Source organism: Flectobacillus sp. BAB-3569 (assembly GCF_002270355.1).
GTDB classification, from domain to species: Bacteria; Bacteroidota; Bacteroidia; order Cytophagales; family Spirosomataceae; genus Flectobacillus; species Flectobacillus roseus.
The window spans coordinates 93,950-107,500 of the sequence record NZ_NJFZ01000001.1 but is presented as its reverse complement, the minus strand read 5'-3'; the positions used below and the strand labels follow the sequence as shown (position 1 = coordinate 107,500).

At 38.2% G+C, this 13,551-nt stretch carries 11 protein-coding genes (1 of these 11 running past the window's edge); 6 read left to right on the top strand and 5 right to left on the bottom strand.

Features of this window, described 5'->3' with window-relative positions:
* On the bottom strand, window positions 1–444 hold the 5' portion of the coding sequence (locus BWI92_RS00390) for a response regulator transcription factor (protein ID WP_095160145.1). Its footprint begins 237 nt before the window's first position; 444 of the gene's 681 nt are visible here — the first part of the coding sequence; its start codon is at window positions 442–444; the stop codon falls past the left edge of the window.
* Between the two features lie 226 nt (window positions 445–670).
* On the opposite strand from BWI92_RS00390, the gene BWI92_RS00385 reads away from it, so the two are divergent.
* From BWI92_RS00385 to BWI92_RS00375, 3 genes are all read left to right on the top strand, one after another.
* Complete coding sequence (locus tag BWI92_RS00385; RefSeq protein ID WP_229362617.1) at window positions 671–2,281, top strand: acyl-CoA carboxylase subunit beta; 1,611 nt, start codon at window positions 671–673, stop codon at window positions 2,279–2,281.
* A gap of 137 nt (window positions 2,282–2,418) precedes the next feature.
* Entirely contained in the window at window positions 2,419–4,653 is a 2,235-nt protein-coding gene (locus BWI92_RS00380) for an ATP-dependent helicase (protein WP_409024739.1), read from the top strand.
* Between the two features lie 139 nt (window positions 4,654–4,792).
* The gene (locus BWI92_RS00375) at window positions 4,793–5,314 is read left to right on the top strand and encodes a DUF192 domain-containing protein (protein WP_217903368.1); all 522 of its coding nucleotides are present in this window, start codon (window positions 4,793–4,795) and stop codon (window positions 5,312–5,314) included.
* A 27-nt stretch (window positions 5,315–5,341) separates the two neighbouring features.
* Here the strand turns inward: BWI92_RS00375 and BWI92_RS00370 are convergent, their stop codons facing one another.
* The 4 genes from BWI92_RS00370 to mutY form a co-directional block, all read right to left on the bottom strand.
* Window positions 5,342–6,262 (bottom strand): hypothetical protein, encoded by a 921-nt coding sequence (locus tag BWI92_RS00370; protein WP_095160143.1) that lies wholly within the window; start codon window positions 6,260–6,262, stop codon window positions 5,342–5,344.
* 17 nt (window positions 6,263–6,279) lie between these two features.
* Window positions 6,280–7,650 carry a gliding motility-associated protein GldE gene (gldE, locus tag BWI92_RS00365; protein ID WP_095160142.1) on the bottom strand — a complete coding sequence of 457 codons (1,371 nt, stop codon included), beginning with the start codon at window positions 7,648–7,650 and terminating at the stop codon, window positions 6,280–6,282.
* Window positions 7,651–7,731: 81 nt separating this feature from the next.
* Window positions 7,732–8,199, bottom strand: coding sequence for a single-stranded DNA-binding protein (locus BWI92_RS00360; RefSeq protein WP_095160141.1), 468 nt, complete (start codon window positions 8,197–8,199; stop codon window positions 7,732–7,734).
* 134 nt (window positions 8,200–8,333) lie between these two features.
* Window positions 8,334–9,416 carry an A/G-specific adenine glycosylase gene (gene mutY, locus BWI92_RS00355; protein WP_095160140.1) on the bottom strand — a complete coding sequence of 361 codons (1,083 nt, stop codon included), beginning with the start codon at window positions 9,414–9,416 and terminating at the stop codon, window positions 8,334–8,336.
* A 572-nt stretch (window positions 9,417–9,988) separates the two neighbouring features.
* On the opposite strand from mutY, the gene BWI92_RS00350 reads away from it, so the two are divergent.
* From BWI92_RS00350 to BWI92_RS00340, 3 genes are all read left to right on the top strand, one after another.
* Window positions 9,989–10,273: an HU family DNA-binding protein gene (locus BWI92_RS00350; RefSeq protein ID WP_095160139.1), complete on the top strand. Its 285-nt coding sequence runs from the start codon at window positions 9,989–9,991 to the stop codon at window positions 10,271–10,273.
* Window positions 10,274–10,359: 86 nt separating this feature from the next.
* Window positions 10,360–11,226 carry a tetratricopeptide repeat protein gene (locus BWI92_RS00345; protein WP_095160138.1) on the top strand — a complete coding sequence of 289 codons (867 nt, stop codon included), beginning with the start codon at window positions 10,360–10,362 and terminating at the stop codon, window positions 11,224–11,226.
* Between the two features lie 682 nt (window positions 11,227–11,908).
* The gene (locus tag BWI92_RS00340) at window positions 11,909–13,465 is read left to right on the top strand and encodes an Rne/Rng family ribonuclease (RefSeq protein ID WP_095160137.1); all 1,557 of its coding nucleotides are present in this window, start codon (window positions 11,909–11,911) and stop codon (window positions 13,463–13,465) included.
* The last annotated feature ends 86 nt before the right edge of the window (window positions 13,466–13,551 follow it).

Below are 13,551 nucleotides of genomic sequence, written 5' to 3'. Positions count from 1 at the left end.
ATCGATAGTCAATTTAAGATTTTTACTATCGTGTATATAACGTCCTATTTGAAGCACACCATTGGAAACTGTAGTTTTTTTGCCTGTCCGTTTTAGGATAGCTTCAATTCGCAAAACAAGTTCTTCGATACTGAAGGGTTTTGTCAAATAATCATCGGCTCCTAATTTAAGACCTTTAATACGATCTTCTTTGAGCGATTTTGCCGTTAGGAATATAATAGGAATTTCACTTCCTGCTTTTCTAATGGTTTCGGCCAGCATAAACCCATCCATTTCTGGAAGCATTACATCAAAAATACACAAATCATATTCATTTTGTTGGAAAGCTCTTTGCCCTGCTTTACCATCTACTTGTAAATCGATTTGATATCCTTCTTGTTCAAGATTATCTTTTACTACAAACCCTAGGCTTTCATCATCTTCGACGAGCAGAATTCTGGTCATTATATCAATATGTATATAGTTAGTTTATGATAAGACAATTTATTAGGAATATTCCCTATTGTCAAAATTTAAGTATTTGCTAATGTAGCCTATTTGGTCAAATAATCCAATTTATTAATATTTGCATAATTTATATAACTTAGTAAAGTTATATAGAATACTAAGGTTATGCTATTCTATATAAACACATTCATCAACAATTTATTATCTAAAACTCATGTCAACTATGAATCAATCCTCTAACCAGCAATTGGTAGAGCAAATGGCAAACCATCTAGAGAAAATAAAGCTAGGAGGTGGTCTCAAAAATATTGCCAAACAACACGACCGTGGAAAGCTCACAGCACGAGAACGCATTGCATACCTAATCGACCCTGATACAACGTTTTTAGAATTGGGTGCTTTTGTAGGTTTTGAAATGTACAAAGAATATGGCGGATGTCCTGCAGGAGGTACAGTTGGAGGGATTGGGTATGTATCGGGAAAACAATGTATGATTGTTGCCAACGACCAAACTGTTAAAGCTGGAGCGTATTTTCCTATTACGGGAAAAAAGAATCTCCGTTTGCAGGAAATAGCTTTACAAAATAGGCTTCCTATTATTTATTTGGTGGACAGTGCTGGAGTTTTTCTACCAATGCAAGACGAGATTTTTCCAGACAAAGAACATTTCGGGCGAGTTTTTTACAACAACTCTATTATGAGTGCGATGGGTATTACTCAAATATCGGCGGTGCTGGGAAGTTGTGTTGCTGGAGGAGCCTATCTTCCTATTATGTCAGACGAAACTTTGATGGTCGAAGGACAGAGTTCAATTTTTTTGGCAGGTCCCTATTTGGTAAAGGCGGCTATTGGCGAAAACATTGACGCCGAAACACTGGGCGGTGCTGTCACGCATACCGAACTTTCGGGCAATGCGGATTATAAATTCAAAACCGAACAAGAGTGCTTGGATCAGGTAAAAAGAATTATAGGAAAACTTGGCGAGGATACCAAAGCAGGTTTTAATAGAGCAACACCTAGTTTGCCAATCAAAAATCAGGAAGAGATTTATGATATTTTACCCGAACTCAGAACTAAGCCTTATAATATGGTAGATATTATTGAGCGATTGGTTGATAATTCGGAGTTTGATGAGTTTAAAAAAGATTATGGCAAAACTATTCTTTGTGGATATGCCCGTATTGATGGTTGGGCTGTGGGCATTGTAGCCAATCAGCGCTTGATTACTAAAAGTGGCAAAGGTGAAGTTCAGATTGGGGGCGTTATATATAATGATGGCGCCGACAAAGCTGCAAGGTTTATTATGAACTGTAATCAGAAGAAAATACCGTTGGTGTTTTTACAAGATGTTACGGGATTTATGGTCGGAAGTCGCTCGGAGCATTCGGGTATTATTAAGGATGGCGCCAAAATGGTGAATGCTGTAGCGAATTCGGTCGTTCCTAAAATTACGATTGTCATAGGTAATTCGTACGGAGCGGGTAATTATGCGATGTGTGGAAAAGCTTATGATCCTCGATTTATCTATGCTTGGCCAAGTGCCAAAATTGCCGTAATGGGTGGCGAACAAGCAGCCAAGACTTTGTTGCAAACGCAAATAGCATCTATGCAATCGCAGGGAAAAGAAGTTTCGAAGGAAGAAGAAGAACAGCTACTCAAAGAAATTATCGAAAAATATAACACTCAAACAACCCCTTATTATGCGGCAGCAAGATTGTGGGTTGACGAAATTATAGACCCACTACAGACACGACGTGTCATTTCTGAAGGTATTGCAGCGGCTAATCATGCTCCTATTGAAAAAGAATTTAAAGTAGGTGTTATTCAAACTTAGTAAAGGATATTTGATATAAGCTGATTACCATAGTTTTTCTTCGTAATTTTGGAGAATGGTTTGACTTACAAGCCATCAATCTTTTACACATAAAGATTGATGGCTTGTGTCTTGTAATAGTATTGAGTTTTTGAAATATGAATTATTTAGCAGGTCTTAACGAACCGCAACAAGCGGCAGTACAACATACCACAGGTCCTCTCATGATTATTGCAGGAGCGGGTTCTGGCAAAACAAGAGTTCTTACCTACAGAACGGCGTATCTTTTGGATAAAGGAGTAGATCCTTTTCAGATTCTGCTATTGACTTTTACCAATAAAGCAGCAGGCGAAATGCGAGTAAGGGTAGAAAAGGCTGTAGGAAACGATGCCAAGAATATCTGGATGGGTACATTTCACTCAGTATTTGCCAAAATATTGCGATTTGAGGGCAAACACTTGGGCTATACTTCCGACTTTTCTATTTATGATACTGACGATTCTAAATCTTTATTAAAAAGTATCATCAAAGAAAGAGGACTCGACGATAAGGTGTATAAACCCAATGTTGTTTTCAACAGAATCTCAGGAGCGAAAAACCGCTTGATTGGCCCAGATGAATACCTCAACAATCCAATCATTCAAGCTGACGATGCGGCTGCCAAACTTCCCGAAATAGGACGTCTATATAAATTGTATACCTTGCGCTGCTTTCAAGCCAATGCCATGGACTTCGATGACTTACTTTTCAATACCAATGTATTGTTTAGAGATCATCCTGTGGTATTAGACAAATATCAGCGCAAGTTTCAGTACATTATGGTCGATGAGTTTCAGGATACCAACGTTTCCCAATATCTCATTATCAAGAAACTTGCTGCTATGCACAACAATCTTGCAGTAGTGGGCGACGATGCTCAGTCGATTTATGCTTTCCGTGGCGCTAATATTGACAATATTCTTAATTTAGAAAAAGACTATCCGAATCTTGTAACCATTAAGTTGGAACAAAATTATCGCTCGACTAATAGTATTGTACAAGCAGCTAACTCAGTTATTGCTAAAAATAAAAATCAGTTAAAGAAAAATGTCTTTACTGAAAACGAAGAAGGCTCCCCTATCGAGCTCATCAAGGCGGCTTCGGACAATGAAGAAGGTCGATTGATTGCAACTAATATTTTTGAAGCGAAAATGGCCTTGGGTTTGCGTAATACAGATTTTGCCATTTTGTATCGTACTAATGCCCAATCACGGGCCTTTGAAGAAGCTCTTCGAAAATTAAATATCAAGTATCGTATTGTTGGCGGTTTATCATTTTACCAAAGACGTGAAATCAAAGACCTTTTATCTTATTTGAGGTTTGTCATAAATCAAAAAGATATAGAGGCATTCAAACGTATTATTAATTTACCCAAAAGAGGTATTGGTGATACTACCATTGCAAGAATCGAAATCACAGCAGCTGAACAACAAAAATCTGTTTGGGAAATTGTAAGTAATATTCGTCAATATCAAGCAGGGCGCTTTGCTGAGACCATCGAAGGATTTGCTGATTTGATTAAGTCATTTATTCTTATGACTCAAGTACCTAACAAAGATGCTTACGAAATAGCCAGTCATGTGGCAAAAGCTTCGGGTTTGTTAAAGGAACTTCATGAGGATAAAACCGTTGAGGGACTTTCTCGTTATGAAAACGTTCAGGAATTATTGAACTCTATCAAACAGTTTGTAGATAACCCCGATACTGAAGACCATTCATTAGCCAGCTTTTTGCAAACAGTATCTTTATTAACTACTGCCGACGAAGATGACCCTGATGGCGACAACGACCGTGTAACTATGATGACAATTCACGGTGCCAAAGGTTTGGAGTTCAATCATGTGTATGTAGCAGGTATGGAAGAAGACCTTTTCCCTAGTCAAATGATGCTTCAGAGTCGTGCAGATTTGGAAGAGGAACGTCGTTTGTTTTATGTAGCTATTACTCGTGCTGAGAAAAAACTTGTAATGTCTTATGCCGAAAGTAGATATCAATACGGAAGATTGAAGCCTTGTGAACCTAGTAGATTTTTAGATGAAATAGATCCAAAATATTTACAGTTTGCCAGAAATATCCGTCGTGCTGTCGAAGAAACCCAACGTGTTCCACAGGGATTTGTCAGAAGAACCGATAGTCAGTCTGGTGTTGTATCTAACAATTTGCCTCTCAGCAACAAAACTGGTATATCCACAACGACCTCTAATTTGATTCAGAAAAAGCCTGTGGTCAATTCGGCACCAGCAACGTATGTGCCATCACCTGACTTTGCCCCTAGTGATACCAAAAATTTACAAGAAGGCGACCGAGTGGAGCATCTAAAATTTGGTTATGGAAAAGTCAAAAAATGGATGTAAACGGAAACGACCGCAAAGCAACCATTGAGTTTGAAGGAGGAGTTGGTGAAAAAACCTTATTATTAAGCTTTGCGAAGCTCAGAATTATATCATAAAACTGGCGTTTAACGTTTTCAAATCAAAAACTCATTATCCTAAAATGAAAAAAATCGTAGTTCTCTTATTTGTGGGCTTATTACTGTTTGGTAGTATGATTCCTAAGCTAATTGCTATTTTTCGTTCCGAAGATAGCGAAGCTGGAACAGTAAGCTCTATTTCAGCACCTGCTCCATCTGGGGTTGTTTCGAACGAACCTGCTTTCAAAAAAGAAGGAGAATTAACTTTTCCGAAAATTCAGAAGAAAATTAGTATCGAAATTGCCGATAATGATGCCGAAACTACTCAAGGATTAATGTATCGTAAAAGCATGCCAGATACTTGTGGGATGTTGTTTGTTTTTCCAGATAGTCAAGAAAGAAGCTTCTGGATGAAAAACACCTTTATTCCATTAGACCTCCTATTTATCAATTCTAATAAGGAAGTCATCACGATACAACCCAATCGCCCACCTTTCTCAGAAGAAGCAATTCCTTCCTACAAACCAGCTCAGTATGTGTTGGAAGTAAACGCAGGATTTTGTCAACGAAACGGCATTAAGCAGGGAGATAAAATTTCGTTTTAAACAAAAAAATAGGCAAGCTAAGCTTGCCTATTTTTTTCTAGCATATCTAAAAAGCTTTACAGGAAGTTTGTAATCTGTTGCCTCTCCAATCGTATAATAATCTGTTCCAGTTCTTGAAAAAGCTATTCCTTCACCTTGAGCCTCTTCACTTGCCGAATAAGTATAATCCAACAATTTGGCAGGACGAAGTAAAGCCTTTGCTATTGATTCGCCGTCGGCTCTACGCCAATGATATATCTGTCCATAATTTCTGATAAGGATTTCTTTGTTATCAGGCGAAATATCTCCAGCAGTAATATAAAACATCGTATTGAGTGCTGTCGAAAAAGAGACCTCTTCTACAAACTCCGCTGTGATAGTTTGAGTATAAGACTGTGGATATGGCAGTTTATACAATCGCTGTTTTAAGTCTCTTTTGGAAAGAATGTAAATATCTTTGGTATCGTGATCGATAAACATACATTCGGCATCACGAGCGCCATCTGGATATACATAAGTAATTTTTTGTACATCTTTTAACGTAATACTATTACTAGCTTGAACCGCTTGACTAGCAGCATTAGGTTCTTTTACTCGATAAATTGTACAACTTGGATACACTGCCAAATTATCGCCAATATCTCCCAGATATATATAAGTACCATCCGAAAACTTGGTTATAGCCATATCTTCCCAATCACGGTTCACGGCACCTTCCAAATAAAACTCTTTGGTTCCTTTGCCCAAGCTATCCATCAAGAAGATACGATTAGAATCACCACTATCATTATGGGACCACATCATTCCAGGATTGGTGTAGCTTGCGGCCAATCCAGAAGCCTCATCTAGATTAGAATTCTCAACTAAACTTCCAACACCTTTCTCAAAATCATCAATTATTGGAGTTGGGCAATCGTTATTACAAGCAAGAAGTCCTGTCAATAAAGTTAAAAATGGGTAATATTTCATTGAATAATAATGGCACGTTAGGTAAGCTCTCGATTGGTTTCGTCGGTTTCCTCGTTTTTGATAGTCACTTTTACTCTCTTAATACGACGCGTATCGACAGAGGCTATTCTAAATCTGAATTTATCATAATCTATTTCTTCTCCCGCATGAGGTAGACGAGCAAACAATTCGATTAATAACCCTGCCAGTGATTCACTTTCACCTTTTACCTTTTCAAAGTAATCGTTATCTATTCCCAACGCACGACATACATCGTTTAGTGTAACCTTACCTTCAAACTCAAATGAGCCATCTTCCAATCGCTTATATCCCAGATCCTCTTCATCGTATTCGTCGTTGATATCACCTACAATTTCTTCAATGATATCTTCCATCGTAATAATTCCTTCGGTTTCGCCGTATTCATTTACTACGATAGCCATATGAACTCGCTTTTCTTGAAAATCATAAAGCAAGTCATCAATCTTTTTACTTTCGGGAATAAAAAATGCTTGATGTATCAGCTCTTGCCAATTAAAGTGCTCATCTTTTTCGATATGTGGCAACAAGTCTTTGATATAAAGAACTCCCTCTATTTTATCGATGGTTTCCTTAAATACAGGCACTCGAGAATACCCAGACTTATTGATTTTATCCATCAATTCATGAAAATCCCATTCAATATCAAATGCGGTTACATCGCGGCGAGGGCGCATGGCACTTTTGGCCGAAGTACTACCAAAATTGACAATACCTTTTAGAATATCCTTTTCTTGTGCCGAAGTCCCTTGCCCAGTTGTAATTTCAAGCGCATGGTTAAGTTCATCAGCAGTAATAGTATATCCTTTTCGCTCGACACGTTTTTCGATTATATTACTAATTCCTAAAAGCAAAGAAGACAAAGGTTTGAAGATAATACTGGCGACTTCGATGAGCGGCGCAGTAAGTTTGGCAAACTTCAAATTATTTTGTTGTGCCCAAACCTTTGGTATTAATTCTCCAAAAAAAGTAATCATAAATGTTACACCCACCAACAAAATCAAGGTAGCAACTAATCCTTCTTTTTCTTCTTCCCCTAAAATTTGTTCTGTTAGATACGTTGAGATTGTCACAAAGGTAATGTTGACAAGATTGATGGCAATCAGGAGGGTTGCTAGGAGTTGTTGAGGCTTGTCGAGCAACTTGGCAACAGTACGCTCACTTCCACTATCGCTTTCACGACAGGCAACACGTTCATCGGCAGATAGGGAGAAAAAGGCAACTTCAGAGCCAGCCAGTAGGGCAGAAATACCCAGCAGGGCAATCAGGATAAGCGCATCGATACCGTATACGCTGTAAGATGAGGTGCTTTCAACTTGAGCCAAAAGCACCCTAATCGGGTGATAATCGTCAGATAATCGAGTTTCCAAGGTTTGGTTTGTTTAGTTAAACAAAAGTTAGACTAGTTGAAAAGTGTTTTTCAACTAGTCTAACAAATGATAAGCCTTTCGTTAGAATGGCAAGTCATCGCTGTCACCACCAGCATCAAATGCAGGCGGTGGAGGTGTTACAGGTGCTGGATTAGGACGAGCAGGTGCAGGAGCTGATGCCGCTGGTGCCCCCTCGCTATTAGCACTATTGTCGCGATTACCGCCCCCCACTAAAGTCATAGAAGTACCACGAATACGAATACCACGACGCGTGATACCATCTTTATCTACATATTCTTCGGTACGGATACGCCCTTCTACATAAACAGAATTTCCTTTGCGCAAATACTGTTCTGCGATATTAGCCAATCCATCCCATAATTCGATGCGATGCCATTCTGTTTGTTCTACTCGCTGTCCATCGCGATTTGTGTAGGTTTCGGAAGTAGCGATATTAAAATTTGCCACTTTTGCACCACTAGGCAAAACTCTCACCTCTGGGTCAGAGCCTAAATTGCCCAATAAAATAACTTTGTTTACGCCAGCCATTTGGGTTAATTTTTTAAAATAGTTGTAAATAAATTGATAGGCATAAAATTAAATATGGTGTGAGAATTCAAACATTAATGTGAGTGAATTTAATAAAAATCCTATCAATCTCCAACTATCTATTCTATGGAATACTATGCTAAAATTTTTGATTCTTGAGTCAAATAGTTATTCACCAAAGTAGATTTAGGTAAATCATCTACTTCAGAAAGGTTATAAAACGCATGATTTTCTGGCAAATTTAGAGAAAAGTCTGCATTTACTCGTATGTGCCAAAACTTTGTTTGAATCTTTTGATGCGTTAATACATGGGTAAAATTCCCTGATTCATTCAAAATCACCGCATTGGAGATTACTTCTTTTAACCAGTGATCCTGATCCAACAAATCATCTAATTGAGAAGATTCGGAAGGCTCTAGTAGGTAAAAATCATACATGCCTTCCCATACGTCACGCCCCACTCGTTTGCGCATCACAAACTTTTCGTTTTGTTCTAATAAGAAATAATGAAAGAAACGCTCTTTTACTTTAACCTTTTTGCTCTTGATAGGTAGCACTGCTTGTCGTCCTTGTGCATGAGCTACGCATTCGTTCGCAAAAATACAGAACATACAATCTGAGGGAGTTCCAGGCGTACATTGCATGGCACCAAATTCCATGATCGCCTGATTGTGCGTGTTGGCATTATTGATCGGTAAAAGCGCCTGTGCATATTCTGAATAGACTTTTTTTGCCTCGTTTGATGCAATATCAGTTTCTATGCCAAACACTCTTGAGAGTACACGATACACATTGCCATCCAATACTGCCACAGGTTCATTATAAGAAAAAGAAGCAATCGCAGCAGCGGTGTAAGAGCCCACTCCTTTGAGTTTGAGCAACTCTTGATACGACTCAGGGAATACGCCATCGTATTCATCTACCACCATTTTGGCTGTTTTATGCAAATTACGAGCCCGAGAATAGTATCCCAATCCTTGCCACAACCGCAACACCTCAGCCTCATCGGCAGCGGCCAAGTCAAATACCGTCGGGAAAGCCTCTACAAATTTATAATAGTAAGGCATTCCTTGGACTACTCTAGTTTGTTGCAAAATTATTTCGGACAGCCATATATAATAAGGATTGGTTGTATTGCGCCAAGGCAAATCTCTTTTATGGATTTCGTACCATTGGGTGAGTTTTTGAGAAAAATGAAATTGCGAAAAATCGGTCATGAAAAAGGGAAAGTTGACTTTCTGATTTAGCTAAAAAAAGATACTTAATGGAGGTTTTCGAAACAAATCATCAACCAATACTTAAAAAACTTGTTTTGATTTAACCTTCAAAGTATAAAATAGGTTTATGAAAGTAAAAATCTTTTAAGAAACGTATCCAGTCTAAAAGAGGGATAGATTCAGCAAAAATAAAGGAAGAGATTTAGAATAAAACAATCTATAAATAATCCATGATTCATGAAAGAAGTACAACAAAAACCGAGGAATAATAGGAGAAAAGCAAGAAGTCTGAATTAGATTAATTTTAGAATTAGAATTCAAATAGCTAAAAATTAAGCATTTACGAAAAAAAAGTTCAGACATTTATTTATTGATTCTTTCATATTTGAAACCAAAGTCGTACCTTTGTGACCCTTAATAATCAGGGGCTTATAATTTGAGGCTGTGAGAGTTAGCAAAATTCACTGAAATCGACCTTAATCGATGCTAATTCAACTGAATTTTTTGGAAACTTATGGCAATCGACAACCATTGTTTATCATATTTTATTAACTCCTAAATTTTTTAAAAAAGTGACAAAAGCAGACGTAATCGCAGAAATCGCAGACAAGACGGGCATTGACAAGGCAGATGTATCTAGCACTCTAGAGTCATTCTTCACTGTAGTTAAAGATAACTTGGCTGGAGGAGAACCTATCTACGTTCGTGGATTCGGTAGTTTTGTGAACAAGAAAAGAGCTAAGAAGGTTGCTCGTAACATCTCGAAAAACACTTCTATTGTGATTGACGAGCACTTTATTCCAAGCTTCAAACCTGCTAAAATATTTATCGAGCAAGTTAAAACTAACGCTAAATAATTTTTCGCAATAAGTTGTCCGTTATAGGTTATCAGTTATGAACTCATAGCCGATAACTTGTAACAGATAACAGATCTGTAAACGACATGCAAAAGTCTTTTATCTTCATAATAGTGGTTGCACTGGGTACGGTTGGAGCTTTATATAGCCTTCCGAAGGTTGTGGTAAGTGACGAAAAAAAGACCTTAGAGCAAACAGCACAGACTGGCTCAGCCAATCGTGATAAAGCCATTGAGTCGGAAGACACCCATCAGCACACCGAAGGTGAAGCTAATGAAAGCCATGGCACAGCCCTTAGCCCCGAACAGAGCAAGGTAGTTGAGAGTTTACGAGCGAAATATTTAGGAAGTTCAAGCAAGCAAGATAAAATCGAAGCAGCAAATGCTCTTATTTCGAAGTTTACAGCATTTACAAGATACGACAGCGCTGCCTATTATGCAGAAGAAGTCGTAAAACTTGATAGCAACGAGCGCAATTTGATGAAGGCGGCAGACTTATATTATGAAGCCTTCACCTACGCACTCGAGGATGCAAAAACCAAGAATATGGGAGAAAAAGCTAGATCGTTATATCAGGAAATTTTAACAAAAAACCCGAATAATCTTCTAGCAAAAACGAACATGGCAATGACTTACGTTTCAACATCAACTCCCATGCAAGGAATTTTGATGCTTCGTGAGGTAATTGCAAAAGAGCCTGAGTTTGAACCAGCATTGTTCAATTTGGGGATTCTATCAATTCGGTCGAATCAGTTTGGGAAGGCCGTTGAGCGTTTTAAACAAATCTTGAAAATCAACCCTGCTAATTCTAAAGCAGCTTTGAACTTAGGATACTGTTTGGCAGAACTCGACCGTACTGATGAAGCTCGCACTATTCTTGAGAAGGTTTTAGCCAATAGCAAAGACCCTCAGGAGAAGGCAGCTGCCAATGAAATTTTATCAAAATTAAAATAAGTTCTCGGTAAGTTCCTACTTTATCACTAAATTGTGCTTGGATAGGAATCTTCTGTGACAAACAACTAAAACAGATTTCGTAACATTTAAAACCTTTTAAAGTCATGCCTTGCGGAAAGAAAAGAAAAAGACACAAAATTGCAACTCACAAAAGAAAGAAGCGTCTTAGAAAGAATAGACATAAGAAGAAGTAATCTGTAACTAAGGATTAGTACGAATTGGTGCTAATCCTTAGTTGCTAATTACTAGAAAACAGGCTATTTTCTCCAGTAGAAAAGAGCCTGTTTTTGTCGTTTTTGTGAGATTGCTAGGTAAAACCCAAATTCATTGCCTTCTTACTTTATTTTTTGGCAATAATTTATCTGCTCATGACCGCATGGATTCCGTTGTATTATAGATTGGTCATAATACACAGCCACGCAATAAGTCAGCAACATTAAAAATCAAAAAACCAATAAAATACTATAGACTCACTATTACTTTATTGCATTCCGTTGGAATGACTTCCCAATTGTAAAATTCAGTTGCTTTAATCAATTTCTTACAACTTGCTTTTTACTCTTCGGCACGAACCCTTCTATATGTAGTTTGATGGCTTTGATTTTCTATTCACCAACCGCTCACAGCGACAATATATATTCGTTTTCTTATATACTATTCACTTCTAATCCTTCAATCACCTGTGAGCAACGAATTAATCATCAATTCGACTCCCAAAGGTGACCGCATTGCTCTTTTGCAAGACAAAAGGATTGTGGAGTATCACTTAGAGGAGTCCGAACCACACTTTTCTGTTGGAGATATTTATCTCGGTACAGTCAAGAAAATGGTTACGGGATTGAATGCGGCCTTTATCGATATTGGTTATGAAAAAGATGCTTTCTTGCATTATCATGACCTTGGCCCCAATGTCAATTCCCTGAATAAATTCACCAAAGATGTTATCGCTGGAAGACACAATTCTGGAAGATTAGACAACTTTAAGCTTGAACCCGAAATAGACAAACACGACAAAATTGATAAAGTTTTAGGGAAAAACTCTCCTATTCTTGTTCAAGTTGTAAAAGAACCTATTTCGACCAAAGGCCCCCGCTTATCTTGCGATATTTCTATCGCTGGTCGCTATACAGTTTTGGTACCGTTTTCGAATGGTGTAAATATTTCGAAAAAAATTACGGCCAAATCCGAACGCCAAAGATTACACAAATTGATGTCGTCTATCAAGCCTGCCAATTTTGGCGTAATCGTTCGAACTGTAGCTGAAGGCAAAGATGTAGAGGAATTGGACAAAGATTTGAAGGAGTCTTTAGCCAAATGGGACGCTGGAATGAAAGCGCTCAGATCAGCAAAACCACGCGACAAGGTCATCGGCGAAATGAGCCGTGCTACTTCAATGCTTCGCGATTTGTTGAATGAAAACTTCGATAGCGTAATTGTTGACACGCCAGAATTATTCCAAGAAGCTCGTGCTTATGTACAGCACATCGCACCAGAAAAAGAACGTATTGTAAAATTACACCAAGGCAAGTCCAAAGTATTTGAACAATACGGTATCGAAAAGCAATTAAAAATGCTTTTCGGACGCTCAGTAAGTCTTCCTGCTGGTGGTTATTTGATTATCGAACATACCGAAGCTTTGCACGTAATCGACGTCAACTCTGGTAACAAATCAAATAGCGAAGAAGACCAAGAAGCAACCGCCGTAAGCGTAAATATCGAAGCAGCCAAAGAAATTGCTCGTCAGTTACGTCTTCGCGATATGGGTGGCATTATCGTTATCGACTTTATTGATATGAAGAAAGCTGAACACAAAAAGCTGATTCATGACATCATGAAGGAGGAAATGAAATCTGACCGCTCAAAATACACCATCTTGCCGCTTACCAAATTTGGCTTAATGCAAATTACTCGCCAAAGAGTTCGCCCAGAGATGAACGTTGTAACGTCTGAAAACTGTCCTACTTGTGGCGGTACAGGCAAAATCACAGCGAGTATTGTTGTTTCGGATGTAATCGAACATCACCTTGAGCATATCATTATCAAACAAAATGAGAAAAAGCCAACTATCGTATTGCATCCTTTCTTGCATGCATACTTTACCAAAGGTTTCCCTTCTCTTCGAATGAAATGGTATTTCAAATACAAAACTTGGGTCAATATTATCCAAGATAGCTCTTTTGGTATTACCGACTTTAAATTTCATAACAACCACGGAGAAGAAATCGAACTCAATGGTTAATGAATATAAAAACCCATCTATCCTTCGTAGATGGGTTTTTTATTGTAGCTTCACTCCTATCCTATGCTTGTCTTGAGCTGTCCGAA